This is a genomic window from Micromonospora sp. CPCC 206061 (assembly GCF_036906915.1).
GTDB lineage: Bacteria > Actinomycetota > Actinomycetes > Mycobacteriales > Micromonosporaceae > Phytohabitans.
In genome coordinates, this window is the sequence record NZ_JBAKHX010000123.1 from 1 (window position 1) to 14913 (window position 14913).

Below are 14913 nucleotides of genomic sequence, written 5' to 3' on the forward strand. Positions count from 1 at the left end.
GGGCGGGGGTGCGGCGCGGCGGGCGGGGGTGCGGTGCGGCGGGCGGGGGTGCGGTGCGGCGGGCGGGGGTGCGGTGCGGCGGGCGGGGGCGCGGGAGGGGTGCCGGGTGTGGCGCGGAGGGAGAAGGGAGAGTGCGCGATAAAGGTATGTAAACAGCGGAATAAAGGCTCAGTGATCCATTGACCTGAGAGTCTGGCGGCGTCACGATGTCGGGCAGGAGGTGGCCCAGGTCACAGGAGGGGGTGTGGTCTGTCGTGGCCACGAGTGGCGCACGAAAGGCGGCACGATGAGCGCAATGACTGACGAGGAACGCCTCGCCCAACTCGGCTACAAGCAGGAACTGCACCGCAAGTTGTCGGGCTTCTCCAACTTCGCCGTGTCCTTCTCGATCATTTCCATCCTCGCCGGCGCGATCACTTCGTACGGCATCGCCATGACGGCCGGTGGCCCGCTGTCCATCACGCTGGGCTGGCTCTTTGTCGGCCTCATGGTCATCCTGGTGGCGCTGGCCATGGCCGAGATCTGCTCGGTATACCCAACTGCGGGTGCCCTGTACTGGTGGGCCGCTGCCCTCGCCAAGCGAAATCGCGCGGCCTGGGCGTGGTTCGTCGGCTGGTTCAACTTCCTCGGCGAGGTGGCGGTCACGGCGGCCATCGACTTCGGTGCCGCCATCACGACGTCCGCCTTTCTCAGCCTCACCTTCGACATGGAGGTCACGGCCGGCCGGACGTTCCTGATCTTCCTCGTCATCATCGTCGCGCACGGCCTGCTCAACACGTTCGGCGTCAACCTTGTGCGGGTGCTTTCCGACGTGAGCGCCTGGTGGCATCTGGTCGGCGTCGCGGTGATCGTGGGCGTGCTGGCGATCGTGCCCGACCAGCACAAGCCGATCTCCGAGGTGTTCTTCGAGGTCAGGAACGCCACCGGCTTCAGCTTCGCCGGGGCGAGCGTCTACGCGGTTTTCATTGGTCTGCTCATGGCGCAATACACGTACACCGGGTATGACGCGAGCGCGCACGTGGCCGAGGAGACGCATGACGCGGCCAAGGCGGCGCCGCGCGGGATCGTGATGTCGGTCGTCGTGTCGGTGATCGCCGGGTTCTTGCTGCTGGTCGCGATCACCTGGTCGATCCAGGACTACGAGGCGCAGCGTACGACCGACCTGGGCCTGCCGCCCGCGCAGATCTTCATCGACGCGGCCGGCGACAACCTGGGCACGTTCCTGCTGTTCATCTGCGTGGTGGCGCAGTTCTTCTGCGGCATGGCGTCGGTGACAGCCAACTCCCGGATGGCGTTCGCGTTCAGCCGTGACGGCGCGCTGCCCGGCTCGCGGATCTGGCGCCAGGTCAACCCGCGCACCGGTACGCCGACGAACTCGATCTGGCTCTGCGTCACCTGCTCGACGTTGCTGGTGCTGCCGTCGCTGTGGAACACCACCGCCTACCTCGCCGCGACGTCGATCGCCGTCATCGGCCTCTACATCGCGTACGTGACGCCGGTGTTCCTGCGCCGCCGCAGCCCGGACTTCCAGCCCGGGCCGTGGAACCTGGGCAAGTGGAGCGCGCTCGTGGGCTGGGCCGCGATCGTGTGGGTCGGCATCATCTGCGTGCTGTTCGTGCTGCCGACAACCTCTCCCATCACGGCGTCCACGTTCAACTACACGATCGTGGCGGTCGCGGTGGTACTCGGTGGCGCGTGGGTGTGGTGGATGCTGAGCGCCCGCAAGTGGTTCACGGGCCCGCGGCAGAACGTGCCCGAAGTGCCCGAGAAGCGGGAAGAGCCGGCGGCGACGAGCACCGAGTAGATTTCGCGCTGTGACGATCGTGGCCGACGCCCAAACCGATCCGGCCGCCATGGCGATGTGGCGGCCGGTCCGGGGCGGCAACGCGTTCGAGATCACGGTGGCGCGGCTGGTACAGGCGATCAAGCTCGGTGTGGTCGGTGTCGGCGAGCGGCTGCCGGCGGAGCGCGAGTTGGCCGAGAGGCTGCGGGTCAGCCGGGTGACGCTGCGGGAGGCCATCGCGGCGCTGCGCGAGGCCGGGTACCTGGAGTCCCGGCGCGGCCGGGCCGGCGGCACGTTCGTGGTGTCGGCCATTCCCGCTCACCCGGCGGGCGCCTCGCGTCCCGACGCCGGCCAGCTGGCCCGGGAGATGGGCGACGCGCTGCACGACGCGCTCGATTTCCGGCGGGTGGTCGAGCCGGGGGCGGCGGGGCTGGCGGCCAGCCGGGCGATGCCGGCGACCGACCGCCAGCACCTGGTGACCTGCCTTGCGGCCTCGCGTGACCGTGACCCGGCGACGCGACGGGTGTCCGACTCGCGGCTGCACCTGGCAATCGCGGCGGCGAGCGGCAGCCCGTCGTTGGCAGCGGCGGTCGCGGACGTGCAGCTCCGGCTCGACAAGCTGCTGGCGGCGATACCGGTCATCAAACGCAACCTGGACCACTCCGACGCACAGCACGCGCAGGTGGTCGACGCGATCCTCGCCGGCGACCTGGGTGGGGCGCGGGCCGCGATGGAGGAGCACTGCGACGGTACGGCGGAGTTGCTGCGCGGCCTATTGGTTTACTAATAGACCTTTCTTATGGGAGAGTGGCCTCATGATCTCGGTTGACGAGCTGCGGGCGGCCGTTGGCACAGGTGAGATCGACACGGTCGTCCTCGCTCTCGTCGACATGCAGGGGCGCCTGCAGGGCAAACGGTTCCACGCCCCGTTCTTCCTGAACGAGGTGGTGCCGCACGGCAGCGAGGGGTGCAACTACCTGCTCGCCGTCGACGTCGACATGAACACGGTCGACGGATACGAGATGTCGTCGTGGGAGCGCGGTTACGGCGACTTCGCGATGGTGCCCGACCTCGGCACGCTCCGCCGGGTCCCGTGGCAGCCGGGCACGGCGATGCTGCTCGCCGACCTCAAGTGGCTCGACGATGAAAGGGACGTGGTCGCCTCGCCGCGACAGATCCTGCGCCGCCAGCTCGACCGGCTCGCCGGCCACGGCCTCACCGCGTACGCCGGCACCGAACTGGAGTTCGTGCTCTACCGCGACTCGTACGAGGACGCCTGGCGGCGCGGATACCGCGACCTCAACCCGGCGAACCTCTACAACGTCGACTACTCGCTGCTCGGCACCGCGCGGGTCGAGCCGCTGCTGCGCCGGATCCGCAACGAGATGGCGGGCGCCGGGCTCGTCCCGGAGAGCGCCAAGGGCGAGTGCAATCTCGGGCAACACGAGATCGCGTTCCGGTACGCCGACGCGCTCTCGTGCGCCGACAACCATGTGATCTACAAGAACGGCGCGAAGGAGATCGCCGCCCAGGAGGGCATGTCGATCACCTTCATGGCAAAGCCCAACCAGCGCGAGGGCAACTCCTGTCACATCCACTTCTCGCTGCGTACCGCCGACGGCGCCGGTGCGATGTATGGCGACGGTTCAGGCCACGCGGCCGGGAGCGGGCAGGCAGCGCACCTGTCGGTGACCGGGCGGCGGGCGATAGCTGGGTTGCTCGCCACGATGCGCGAGATGAGCCTCTTCTACGCGCCGCACATCAACTCCTACAAGCGCTACCAGCCAGGTTCGTTCGCACCGACGGCCGTGCGCTGGGGCACCGACAACCGCACCTGCGCGCTGCGCCTCGTGGGGCATGGCCAGCACTCGACCCGCGTCGAGAATCGGGTACCAGGCGCGGACGTCAACCCGTACCTGGCGATCGCCGCGCTGGTGGCGGGCGCGCTGCACGGCATCGAAAACGAGCTGGAGCTGGAGGACGCGTACGCCGGCAACGCGTACGACGACGCGAAGGCGTCCCGGGTGCCGGCGACCCTGCGCGACGCGCTGGGGCTGTGGGAGGCCTCGCCGGTGGCGCGGGAGGCGTTCGGTGCCGAGGTCGTCGGGCACTACGCCAACAACGCCCGCGTCGAGTTGGCCGCGTTCGACGCCGCGGTCACCGACTGGGAGATGTTCCGGGGTTTCGAACGGCTATGACCATGATCGATGTACAGAATCCAGCGACCGGGCGAACCGTCGCCACGGTCCCGTCGTACTCAGTGGGGGAGGCCGACGCGGCGATCGAGCGTTCGAGGGGGGCGTTCGAATCGTGGCGGCAGGTCTCGCCCGGTGACCGCGCCCGGCTGCTGCGGCGTTTCGCCGCAGTGGTCGACGCGCATCTCGAAGAGCTGGCGCGGCTCGAGGTGCGCAACGCGGGGCACACCATCGGCAACGCGCGGTGGGAGGCGGGCAACGTCCGCGACGTGCTCGACTACTACGCTGGCGCGCCGGAGCGCCTGACCGGCCGGCAGATTCCGGTGGCAGGCGGGCTCGACGTGACGTTCCACGAGCCGCTGGGCGTCGTCGGCGTGATCGTGCCGTGGAACTTTCCGATGCCGATCGCCGGGTGGGGGTTCGCCCCGGCGCTGGCGGCGGGAAACACGGTGGTGCTCAAGCCGGCCGAGCTGACCCCGCTCACCGCGTTGCGCCTCGGTGAGCTGGCCCTGGAGGCCGGGCTGCCGGAGGGTGTCTTCACGGTGGTGCCGGGCAAGGGCAGCGTGGTGGGCGAGCGGTTCGTGACCCACCCCGCGGTCCGGAAGGTGTGTTTCACGGGTTCGACCGCGGTCGGCAAGCGCATCATGGCCGGCTGCGCGGAGCAGGTGAAGCGGGTGACGCTCGAGCTGGGGGGCAAGAGCGCCAACATCGTCTTCGCTGACGCCGACCTGGAGAGGGCCGCCGCGGCGGCACCGGCCGCGGTCTTCGACAACGCCGGCCAGGACTGCTGCGCGCGGTCGCGGCTGCTGGTGGAGCGGCCGGTGTACGAGGAGTTCCTTGAGCTGCTGGAGGCGGCGGTCAAGGCGTTCCGGGTGGAGGATCCGGCGCTGGACACGGCCGAGATGGGCCCGCTCATCTCGGCCGGGCAGCGTGCCACTGTCTCGTCCTATGTGGACGAAGCCGAGGTCGCGTTCCGGGGCTCGGCCCCGGAGGGTGACGGATTCTGGTACGCCCCGACGGTGCTGCTCGCCGGTTCGCCGGCCGACCGCCACTGGCGCGAGGAGGTCTTCGGCCCGGTGGTGTCGGTGCTTGCGTTCGACGGCGAGGCGGAGGCGCTGGCGCTCGCCAACGACACCGAGTACGGGCTGTCCGGCTCGATCTGGACGCGCGACGTGGGCCGGGCGATCCGGGCGGCCCGGGGCGTGGAGTCCGGCAACCTGAGCGTCAACTCCAACTCCTCCGTGCGCTACTGGACCCCGTTCGGCGGGATGAAGCAGTCCGGCCTGGGTCGCGAGCTGGGCCCGGACGCCCTACACGCCTTCACCGACGTCAAGAACGTCTTCATCGCAACCGAGGAGTGACATGGAAAGGCTGGCGGGGCGGGTCGCGGTGGTGACCGGCGCCGGGTCGGGCATCGGGCTGGCCACGGTGCGGCGGCTGAGCGCCGAGGGAGCGATCACGGTCTGCGTCGACGTCAACGAAGACGCGGGTAAGGCGGCCGCGGACGAGGTCGGCGGCGAATTCGTCCAATGCGACGTCACCGACGAGGCTGCGGTGCGCGACCTCTTCGACGGGGTGGCCGAGCGGCACGGGCGCGTGGACATCGCCTTCAACAACGCCGGCATCTCGCCGCCGGACGACGACTCGATCCTGGTGACCGGGCTGGAGGCCTGGGAGCGGGTCATCAAGGTCAACACCACGAGCGTTTTCCTGTGCTGCAAGTACGCGATCCCGCACATGCAGCGGCAGGGCAAGGGATCGATCATCAACACCGCGTCGTTCGTCGCCCTCATGGGCGCCGCGACCAGTCAGATCGCGTACACGGCAAGCAAGGGCGGGGTGCTGGCCCTGACCCGGGAACTGGGTGTGCAGTTCGCCCGGGAGGGGATCCGGGTCAACGCGCTCTGCCCCGGGCCGGTGGCGACGCCGCTGCTGATCGAGCTGTTCGCCAAGGACCCGGAGCGGGCCGCCCGGCGCCTCGTGCACGTGCCGATGGGCCGGTTCGCCCAGCCGGAGGAGATCGCGGCGGCGGTGGCGTTCCTCGCCAGCGACGACGCGTCGTTCATGACGGCGGCGCAGTTCGTTGTGGACGGAGGCGTCACCGGGGCGTACGTGACGCCGCTCTAGCTAGGGCTGCGGCGCGACCGCGATCGCGTCGACCGCCACCCGCTTGCCGCCCGGCAGCTGCACCACTGCGGCGGTGCGCGCCGGAGGGTTGTGCGGGAATGTCTCCGCGAACACGTCGTTGACCGCGTCGAAGTCGGCCAGATCCGTGTACAGGACGGTCATCCGGACGATGTCGGCCGCGCTCGCCCCACCGGCTCGTACGGCCGTCAGGAGGTTTGCGAACGCCTGCCGGCACTCGGTCTTGAAATCGCCGCCCGGCAGTTCCAGCGTGAGCGGGTCGATTCCGGTCTGCGCGGAGACGAAAATCAGGCCGCCAGCGTTTACCACGGGCCGGTACGGGCCGAGCGCGGGCAACGAATCCACGCCGTTGTGAATCATGTCGCTGATCAATTCGGCACCTTCTGTCGGGGAATGACTCTGTAAAAGATCGCCTCTCCCGGCCCGAGACTAAGCGCGGTCAGGCTATCAGCTGTATGGGGTCGACGGACGGTCAATTGCTATCAGTCGAAGTGTTCCCTACGCTGGGTGAGCCATTCGGATAAGGGGAGGCGAATGTGGTCGGTGCCGACGACGATTCCCGGCGAGTGCCCTATACCGATGATCATCATGCTCTCGCCGCTCAGATAATGCGGCGCGTCGACGGCTTTCCCGGATACGCGCTGGTGAGCGGCGTGCCGGTCGACGACCTGACACCAGAGCAGGCGTGCGTATTCGCGCCCGAGCTGTTGAAGTCGGTCGGCGACCCGCTGCCACAGGGGCCCGAGGGTGCGATGACGCTGGGCTGGCTGGTCCGCGACGAGGGCAGCTCGCGCTTCCGGCCCGACGGCACCTATAGGCCCGGGGTCTACACGTCCAAGTCCGCCGACGGCCTCGACATCCACAACGACGGCGCGATGAGCCCGCACGGTCACGAGGTCGACATGTTCGGCCTGCTGTGCCTCGGCGCGGCGCCCGTAGGTGGCGAGTCGACGCTGATCCGCACGCACGCGGTCATCGACGTGCTTCGCCGGGAGTACCCGCGCGAGTTCGAGCGCCTGTGCCAGCCGTACGCGTTCGAGCGGTCGCACGTGGCGCAGAGCGGTCAGGCGCCGGTCATGTGGGCACCGATCTTCGACGTGGGCGGGGCTCGCCCGCGCGTGCGCTGCAACCGCCAGCGGGTCGAGATGGCCCCGGCGATCACGGGCGTGCCGCTCGACGCCGGCGACCTGGCGGCGCTCGACGCTCTCGACGAGGTGCTGGGGCGGCCGGCTCTCCAGTACCGGCTCACCCTGGCCAAAGGCGACCTGTTGGTGGTCGACGACCACGCCGTGCTGCACAAGCGCGGCGCGTTCACCGACGACCGCGCGGCGGGGCAGCGGCGCTGCCTGGTTCGCGTGCTGCTGGTGCGCCGCGAAGCCGGTGCCGATGCCTGACCGGCGGGTTGCGGGCGTGGACCACCATCGAAGTAAGGACCGGGATGCGCGGCCCGGGAAGGACGGCCACTCGTGATCACCGAGATCGTCAGCGCTGTGCTCGGCGCGAGCGCGGCGGCGCTCGTGACCCATTTCGTCGGCCGTTCCCTGTCGCCGAAAGAGGTATCCCTGAACGGGCAGGCCCTGGTCGAAATGGCGGACTATCCCATCAAGGTCGGGAATAATGGCCTGCTGCGGCTCGACATGCCGTCGTTCGAGCGGGTGTGCCAGGAGTTGCTCGCCCACTACAACCCGCGGGCGGCGATCGACCTGCTCTATCTCGCCGAGCACAATCGCGGCGTCGTGGAGCGCTCCGCGAGCGCCGTCCTGCTGCTCGACAAGCTACGCAATCGATACCGCAAGAAGCTTCGCCAGCTCGTCGAGCCGCAATCGCTGGTCGCCCAGCGCGAGCACATGCTCCAGCAGTTTCAAAAGATCACCGCCGGCCTGGGTGACACGTTTGCCGGAGTACCGATCAAGTTCGTCCTGCACGACACCCGCGACCCGCTGCATTCGGTTTCGGTCATCAAGAATTCGATCACCGATCGAAAAGAGGGTGACCAGGCATCCAGTTTCGGCGAAGACGTGATTCGCGCCTACGCGACCAACAGGTGGGCCGGTGTCCGGCACTCGTACCGGCTGCGCCACCCGAAGAACGGGCGTGAGGTCAAGGCGACCACGATCTCACTGGAAGACCGCACCCTCGGGCTGGTCGCGTTCCTCTGCGTCAACATCGACATCGCTCGGCTTTCACCGGATTCGCCGGAGTTGAAGGACCTGGCCGCCAAGCTGGTGGCCACCCCTGGCGGTTGGGGCGCGCAGGTGTTCCGGATACCCGATCAGCGGCCGCCGACCGCCGTGCCCTGAGCCGTCCGAACGGCCCCCGCCAGGGCGTTCGGGTCGCCCCGCGCCCGGCGCGCGATAGGTTGGGGGTCATGAGGCGCCCAGTCATTGGCCTGACCACGTACGCCGAGGACGCGAAGTTCGGCATCAACGACACCTTCTCGGCGGTGCTACCGCTCTCGTACGTGCACGCCGTGCACGAGAGCGGCGGTCGAGCCGTACTGATCACGCCGGACGCCCCTGACATCGACGTCCTGGAGGGCCTCGACGGCATCATGTTCACCGGCGGCTCCGACGTCGACCCGGGCCTGTTCGGCGAGGCGCCGCACCCATCGACCAAGGTCAACCCGAAGCGCGACACCGCCGAACTGCTGCTCCTGCGCGCGGCCATCGACATGGACCTGCCCCTGCTGGGCATCTGCCGCGGCATGCAGCTGATGGCCGTGGCGTACGGCGGCAAACTGCACCAGCACCTTCCCGACGTGCTCGGCCACGACGGGCACCGGCCGACCAGCGGGCCCAAGTTCGGGCACCACGGGGTACGGCTGCTGCCCGGTTCTCGCGCCCACGCGATCCTCGGCGACGAGCTGGTCGTCAACTCGTTCCACCACCAGGGCGTGCGCGACGTCGGCGGGCTCGACCCTGTCGGTTGGTCCACTGGCGACGACCTGGTCGAAATCGTGGAAGACCCGCGGCGGGCCTTCGCGGTCGCCGTCCAGTGGCACCCCGAAGACACGGCCGACTTCCGGCTCTTCGAGGCGTTGGTCGAGGCGGCCCGCTCCCGCCGCACGGTGTCGGCGGCGAGGTAGTTATTTAGGCCCCCCGATCGGGTACTAGCTGCCCAGGAGCCGATCTTCCGGGGGAGCCAGTATGGGGTCAGCGAGTACCGCGCCGGTTCCGGCCGGACTCGCCGTCGCCTTCGACCGTGGGGGCGAGATGGGCGCGCTCATGCGGGCCTACGACTGGTCCTCCGCTGCCGTAGGCAGTCCGGACAACTGGCCGCTCCCGCTACAGAGCGCGGTCAGCATGCTGCTCGCGTCGCGCACCCAGGCGGTGATGTTCTGGGGACCCGAGCGGGTCGCTTTCTACAACGACGGGTACCGGCCCACGATCGGTGACAAGCACCCGCACGCGCTCGGGCGCCCCGCCCGGGAGCACTGGGCGGAGCTGTGGGACGTGCTGGATCCGCTGCTCACCGGTGTCGAGTGCTCCGGCGAATCGTTCTGGGGCACGGACCATCCGTTCCGGCTCAGCCGGCGCGGCTTCCTGGAGGAGACGTACTTCGACATCTCGTACGACCCGGTCCGGCTTGACGACGCCTCGGTCGGCGGGGTGCTGTGCATCGTCAGCGAGACAACCGGGCGGGTGCTGAGCGAGCGGCGGCTGCGTACGCTCGGCGCGCTGGGTACCGGATTGGCGCCCCTGACCGACCGGAGTGGCACGGAGTTCGGCGCCGAGGTATGCCGGCTGCTGTTGACCGAGCCCGCCGACGTGCCGTTCGCGCTTTTCTACCTCGACGGTGCCCTGGCCGGCGTCTGCGGCGTACAGGAAAATCCAGCCGTCATGCCGGATCCGTTCGCGGACAGCGTGCCCACGACGGACCTGCTCCTCGACCCTCCCGCGTCGGCCGCCGAGCGGGCGCTGGTGCGGCCGGTACTGGTCGGTGGCCAGCCGGTTGGCGCGCTCGTCTTCGGTGTCAACCGGTACCTCGCACTCGACCAGCCGTACCGCGACTACTTCGACGTGCTCGCCGACCAGGTGTCGCGCGGCGTCGCCAGCCTGCGGGCGTACGAGCAGGAGCGGAAGCGCGCCGCCCAACTCGCCGCCCTCGACCGAGCCAAGACCGACTTCTTCGCCAACGTGAGCCACGAGTTCCGCACCCCCTTGACGCTGATCCTCGGTCCCGCGGAGGACCTGCTCGCCGATGCCGACCTGCCCACCCGTCACCGGGAGCCGGCGGCGGTCATCCACCGCAATGGCCAGCGACTGCTCAAGCTGGTCAACACGCTGCTCGACTTCGCGGCGATCGAGGCGGGCAGGCTCCGCGCGGCGTACCGTCCGACCGACCTGAGCGCGTTCACCGCTCGGGTGGCGAGCACCTTTCGGGGCGCTACCGAGCGCGCCGGACTGCGCCTGGTCGTCGACTGCCCGCCGCTGACGGCCCCGGTGTACGTGGACCGGGACTCCTGGGAGAAGGTGCTGCTCAACCTGCTGTCCAACGCGGTCAAGTTCACCTTCGCGGGCGAGGTCGTGGTGCGGGTACGGGCGGAGCGCGGGTCCGCCATGCTGTCCGTGACCGACACCGGAGTGGGTATCCCGCCGGACGAGCTGCCGAAGCTATTCGAGCGCTTCCACCGCACCGTGGACGCTCGCGCCCGCAGCCACGAGGGCACCGGCATCGGCCTCGCCCTGGTGCGGGAACTGGTGACCATGCACGGCGGTGCCGTGGGCGTGTCGAGCGAGGTGGGCGTGGGCAGCACGTTTACGGTCACCGTGCCGTTCGGCACCGGCCACCTGCCGTCCGACGGCATCATCCACCGCGCCATCGACTCCGACCCGCAGGTGGCGCCGCTGTACGCAGGCGAGGTGACCTGGTGGTCCAGCGGCACCGACAGCGGGGAAGCGGGGCGGGAAGGCGGCCACATCCTGGTCGCCGACGACAACTCCGACCTGCGTGACCACCTGGTCCGGCTGCTGTCGCCGTACTGGAGAGTGACGGCCGTGCCCGACGGCGAGGCCGCGCTGGCCGCGGTACAGGACCGGCCGTTCGATCTTGTGCTCGCGGACGTGATGATGCCCCGCCTGGACGGCCTGGGTCTGATCGCCCGCCTGCGCGCCGACCCCGCGACCCGGCACCTGCCGATCGTGCTGCTCTCCGCGCGGGCCGGCGACCAGGCGTCCGTCGAGGCATTCGCCGCGGGTGCGGACGATTACCTCGTCAAGCCGTTCGCGGCGCAGGAGCTCGTGGCCCGGGTGCGGTCCACAATGGAGCTGAGCCAGCTGCGCGGCCAGCTCATCCGCCAGCTCCGCGCGCTGGCCGACGCCGCGGTCGCGATCGGCGCGGCCCAGTCGACCAGCGAGGTGGCTCGGCTCGCCGCCGAGCACGGGCAGCGGATGGTCGGCGCGGGCCGCGTCGTCGCATCCATTCCTGGTACTCGGCACGAGGTCGACGCGGGCGGTGCTGGACCGGACACCCCGTCGTCTCCGGTGCCCCTGGTCGGCAGCGGCGGTGCCACGTTCGGCGAACTGCGGGTGTGGCCGCCGGTGGCTGACGAGTCCGGGCGGGCACTGCTTTCCCAGCTCGGCCGGCTGGTCGGGCTGCGGCTGGAGAACGCCCGGCTCTACGAGGCGGAGCACCGGATCGCCACCACGCTCCAGCACAGCCTGCTGCCTCAGGCGCTGCCGGCGGTGCCGGGTGCGTTGGTCGCCAGCCGGTACCTCGCGGGCAGCGCCGAAGCGGACGTGGGCGGCGACTGGTACGACGTGATCCTGGCCGGCGACGGCGAGCTGGTCCTGGTGATCGGCGACGTCGTCGGCAAGGGCGTGCAGGCGGCGGCCGTCATGGGCCAGATACGCAACGCGCTGCGGGCGTACGTGCTGGAGGGCTTCGACCCGGGCGCGGCGCTGACCCGGCTCAACCGCCTGCTGGGTTCGACTGGCCGGCGCGTCTTCGCCACGGCGGCATGCCTGCGCTTCAACCCGCGCACGGGGCGGACGCGGCTCGCCAGCGCGGGGCATCCACCGCCACTGCGGATCGACCCGGACGGTGCCGTCGCGTTCCTGCACGACGAGGCGCTGGGCCCGCCGGTGGGCGCGATGCCGGAGGCGATCTTCCCCACCCGGGAGGGCCACCTGGACCCGGGGGCGCGCGTCCTGCTGTACACCGACGGCGCCCTCGACGATCGGCGCGGCGGCATCGACGCCGGCCTGGACCGGCTGCGCGCCAGCGCGACGCGCCCCTACGACCACGTCGAGGACATGCTGGACGCCCTGCTCGACGAGGCCACCGGCGTACCCCTGCGGGACGACATCGCGCTGCTGGCCGTCGAGGCCACCGAGATCGACCGGTTCGGGCTCGTGCTGCCCACCGACCCGACCAAGCTGTCGGTGCTGCGCCGCCGGCTGGAGGCTTTCCTCGTCGCGCACGACGTGCCGGAAGACGAGCGGTTCGACCTCGTGGTGGCGGTGTCGGAGGCGGCGGCGAACGCGATCGAGCACCCGGTCGACCCGACCGAGTCGAAGATCGCGGTGCGTGCGGAGATCCACGGGCCGGAGATCGTTGCGGTCGTGCGAGACAGCGGGCAGTGGCGGGACTCGGTGAGCGCCGGAATCCGCGGCCGGGGGCTGGTGCTGATCGGGGCGCTCGCCGACCTGGCCGTGGACCGGACGGATCAGGGCACGGAGGTCACCATCCGTCGGGTGTTCAGGGCCGGCTGAGCCAGGCCTGCTCGCCGAGGCCGGCGATGTCGAGCACCCGGCGTACCGTGTGCGAGGGGACGACGGTCATCGTGTCCGGGTACCGGCTGGTGAGCCGGATCAGGGCGTGGATGCCGGCCGAGTCGAAGAACGTGACCTCGCGGAGGTCGAGCGTCAGCTCACGGACGCCCTCGGGGGTCGCCGCCTTGTACATGAGGTCGGCCGTAGCCATGTCCACCTCGCCAGTGACCCGGACGGTGACATGGTCGCCCGCCTGGCTCACCTGGGTGGAGAACTCCTGATCCACGCACTCACCGTTTCACATCGCTTGTCATGCGGCAACCATCGGGGTACGGTCGGGCGGCGCTAGGGTGGATGCCATGAACGTCCGCGCTCCACTGGTGGCCGGCCAACTATCGCCATGGCGCCAGGTGCCCGCTCAGATCGCCCGTCCCGAGTACGTGGGCAAGAAACGCCCCCGCGAGTGGCGCGGATCGCACGTACAGACCCCCGAGACGATCGAAAAGATGCGTATCGCGGGCCGGCTGGCGGCGCAGGCCACCCAGCTGGCTGGTGAGCACTGCAAGCCGGGCGTCACCACCGACGAGATCGACAGGGTCGTGCACGAGTTCCTCTGTGACCACGGCGCCTACCCGTCGACCCTCGGTTACAAGGGCTTCCCGAAGTCGTGCTGCACCAGCCTCAACGAGGTCATCTGCCACGGCATCCCCGACACGACCGTGATCGAAGACGGTGACATCATCAACGTCGACGTCACCGCGTTCATCAACGGCGTACACGGCGACACCGACGCCACCTTCTGCGTCGGTGAGGTGTCGGAAGAGGCCAAACTGCTCGTCGAGCGCACGCACGAGGCGATGATGCGCGGCATCCGCGCGGTCGCGCCGGGACGACCGCTCAACGCGGTCGGCAGGGTCATCGAGGCGTACGCGCGCCGCTTCGGGTACGGCGTGGTGCGCGACTTCACCGGTCACGGCATCGGCGAGGCGTTCCACAGTGGCCTGTACGTGCCGCACTACGACGACCCCCAGCTCGACGTGGTCATGGAGCCGGGGATGACGTTCACGATCGAGCCGATGATCACGCTGGGCACGCACGAGTACGAGATGTGGCGCGACGGCTGGACGGTGGTCACCAAGGACCGCAAGTGGACCGCCCAGTTCGAGCACACCATCGCGGTGACCGACGACGGGCACGAGATCCTCACCCTTCCGTGACCGCCGACAGACCGGCGGCCCTCGACCCTGACCACCACGCCGACGTCTCCGGCGGCTGGCTGCGTCCAGCGGTGTTCGGCGCGATGGACGGCCTCGTCACCAACATCGCGCTGATCGCGGGCGTGGGCGGCGGCGGGGTATCGCCGCGCAGCATCGTGCTGACCGGCGTGGCTGGCCTGGTCGCCGGGGCGATCTCGATGGGCCTCGGCGAGTACACCAGCGTGCGCACCCAGAACGAACAGGTGGCCGCCGAGGTGGCCAAGGAACGGCACGAGCTCGAACGCTTCCCCGACGCGGAGGCGCGCGAGCTGGTCTCCCTCTGGACCAAGCGCGGGCTGCCTCGCGATCTCGCCGAGCAGGTGGCCGACATCCTCAAACGCAACCCCGAAGAGGCGCTGCGCGTGCACGCCCGCGAGGAACTGGGTGTCGACCCGGAAGAGCAGCCCAGCCCCTGGGTCGCGGCCGGCTCGTCGTTTCTGTGCTTCTCCGTCGGGGCGCTGGTGCCGTTGTTGACCTATCTGTTGGGCTTCGACCAGCTCTGGCTCGCGCTGGCGGTGGGTGGCGTGGGGCTGTTCGTGGCAGGTGCCCTGGTCGCCCGCTTCACCAGCCGCTCCTGGCTGGGCAGCGGCCTCCGCCAACTCCTCCTAGGCGCGGCAGCCGCAGCAGCAACGTACGCGATAGGCGCCCTAATCGGCATAAACGGCGCCCCCTAACAGTCCCGGCCCCGCCTGCGCCCCGCGTCGTGCGCCCTTGCGCGCGCCCCGCGTCGTGCGCCCCTGCGCGTGCGCCCCTGCGCGTGCGCCCCTGCGCGCGCCCCGCGTCGTGCGCCCCTGCGCGTGCGCCCCTGCGCGTGCGCCCCT

The 14913-nt window shown here is 70.0% G+C and carries 13 protein-coding genes; 11 read left to right on the plus strand and 2 right to left on the minus strand.

Annotated features, from left to right (window positions below; genetic code table 11):
* Positions 1-295 precede the first annotated feature (295 nt).
* The 5 genes from V6V89_RS38770 to V6V89_RS38790 are packed head-to-tail and all read left to right on the plus strand — an operon-like array spanning position 296 to position 6105.
* Positions 296-1804 carry an amino acid permease gene (locus V6V89_RS38770; protein ID WP_334624672.1) on the plus strand — a complete coding sequence of 503 codons (1509 nt, stop codon included), beginning with the start codon at positions 296-298 and terminating at the stop codon, positions 1802-1804.
* Between the two features lie 10 nt (positions 1805-1814).
* Positions 1815-2570, plus strand: coding sequence for a FadR/GntR family transcriptional regulator (locus V6V89_RS38775; protein WP_334624673.1), 756 nt, complete (start codon positions 1815-1817; stop codon positions 2568-2570).
* Between the two features lie 28 nt (positions 2571-2598).
* Entirely contained in the window at positions 2599-3981 is a 1383-nt protein-coding gene (locus V6V89_RS38780; protein WP_334624674.1) for a glutamine synthetase family protein, read from the plus strand.
* Between the two features lie 2 nt (positions 3982-3983).
* Positions 3984-5339, plus strand: a complete 1356-nt coding sequence (locus V6V89_RS38785; protein ID WP_442935303.1) for an aldehyde dehydrogenase family protein — start codon at positions 3984-3986, stop codon at positions 5337-5339.
* Position 5340: 1 nt separating this feature from the next.
* On the plus strand, positions 5341-6105 hold the full coding sequence (locus tag V6V89_RS38790; protein ID WP_334624676.1) for a 3-oxoacyl-ACP reductase: 765 nt from the start codon (positions 5341-5343) through the stop codon (positions 6103-6105).
* On the opposite strand, the gene V6V89_RS38795 is transcribed toward V6V89_RS38790, so the two are convergent.
* On the minus strand, positions 6106-6468 hold the full coding sequence (locus tag V6V89_RS38795; RefSeq protein WP_334624677.1) for a RidA family protein: 363 nt from the start codon (positions 6466-6468) through the stop codon (positions 6106-6108). It abuts the gene before it with no gap.
* Between the two features lie 221 nt (positions 6469-6689).
* Between V6V89_RS38795 and V6V89_RS38800 the strand changes: the two genes are divergently transcribed.
* The 4 genes from V6V89_RS38800 (at position 6690) to V6V89_RS38815 (ending at position 12836) form a co-directional block, all read left to right on the plus strand.
* Entirely contained in the window at positions 6690-7517 is an 828-nt protein-coding gene (locus tag V6V89_RS38800; RefSeq protein ID WP_334624684.1) for a TauD/TfdA family dioxygenase, read from the plus strand.
* 72 nt (positions 7518-7589) lie between these two features.
* The gene (locus V6V89_RS38805) at positions 7590-8423 is read left to right on the plus strand and encodes a PAS domain-containing protein (RefSeq protein WP_334624678.1); all 834 of its coding nucleotides are present in this window, start codon (positions 7590-7592) and stop codon (positions 8421-8423) included.
* Between the two features lie 68 nt (positions 8424-8491).
* The gene (locus V6V89_RS38810; protein ID WP_334624679.1) at positions 8492-9208 is read left to right on the plus strand and encodes a gamma-glutamyl-gamma-aminobutyrate hydrolase family protein; all 717 of its coding nucleotides are present in this window, start codon (positions 8492-8494) and stop codon (positions 9206-9208) included.
* A 61-nt stretch (positions 9209-9269) separates the two neighbouring features.
* Positions 9270-12836: a SpoIIE family protein phosphatase gene (locus tag V6V89_RS38815; RefSeq protein WP_334624680.1), complete on the plus strand. Its 3567-nt coding sequence runs from the start codon at positions 9270-9272 to the stop codon at positions 12834-12836.
* Here the strand turns inward: V6V89_RS38815 and V6V89_RS38820 are convergent.
* Positions 12823-13122, minus strand: a complete 300-nt coding sequence (locus V6V89_RS38820) for an STAS domain-containing protein (protein WP_334624681.1) — start codon at positions 13120-13122, stop codon at positions 12823-12825. The genes V6V89_RS38815 and V6V89_RS38820 overlap by 14 nt on opposite strands.
* 73 nt (positions 13123-13195) lie before the next feature.
* Between V6V89_RS38820 and map the strand changes: the two genes are divergently transcribed.
* Positions 13196-14053: a type I methionyl aminopeptidase gene (gene map / locus V6V89_RS38825; RefSeq protein ID WP_334624682.1), complete on the plus strand. Its 858-nt coding sequence runs from the start codon at positions 13196-13198 to the stop codon at positions 14051-14053.
* Positions 14050-14766, plus strand: a complete 717-nt coding sequence (locus V6V89_RS38830) for a VIT1/CCC1 transporter family protein (protein WP_334624683.1) — start codon at positions 14050-14052, stop codon at positions 14764-14766. Before map ends, V6V89_RS38830 begins: the two co-directional genes overlap by 4 nt.
* Positions 14767-14913: the final 147 nt, after the last annotated feature.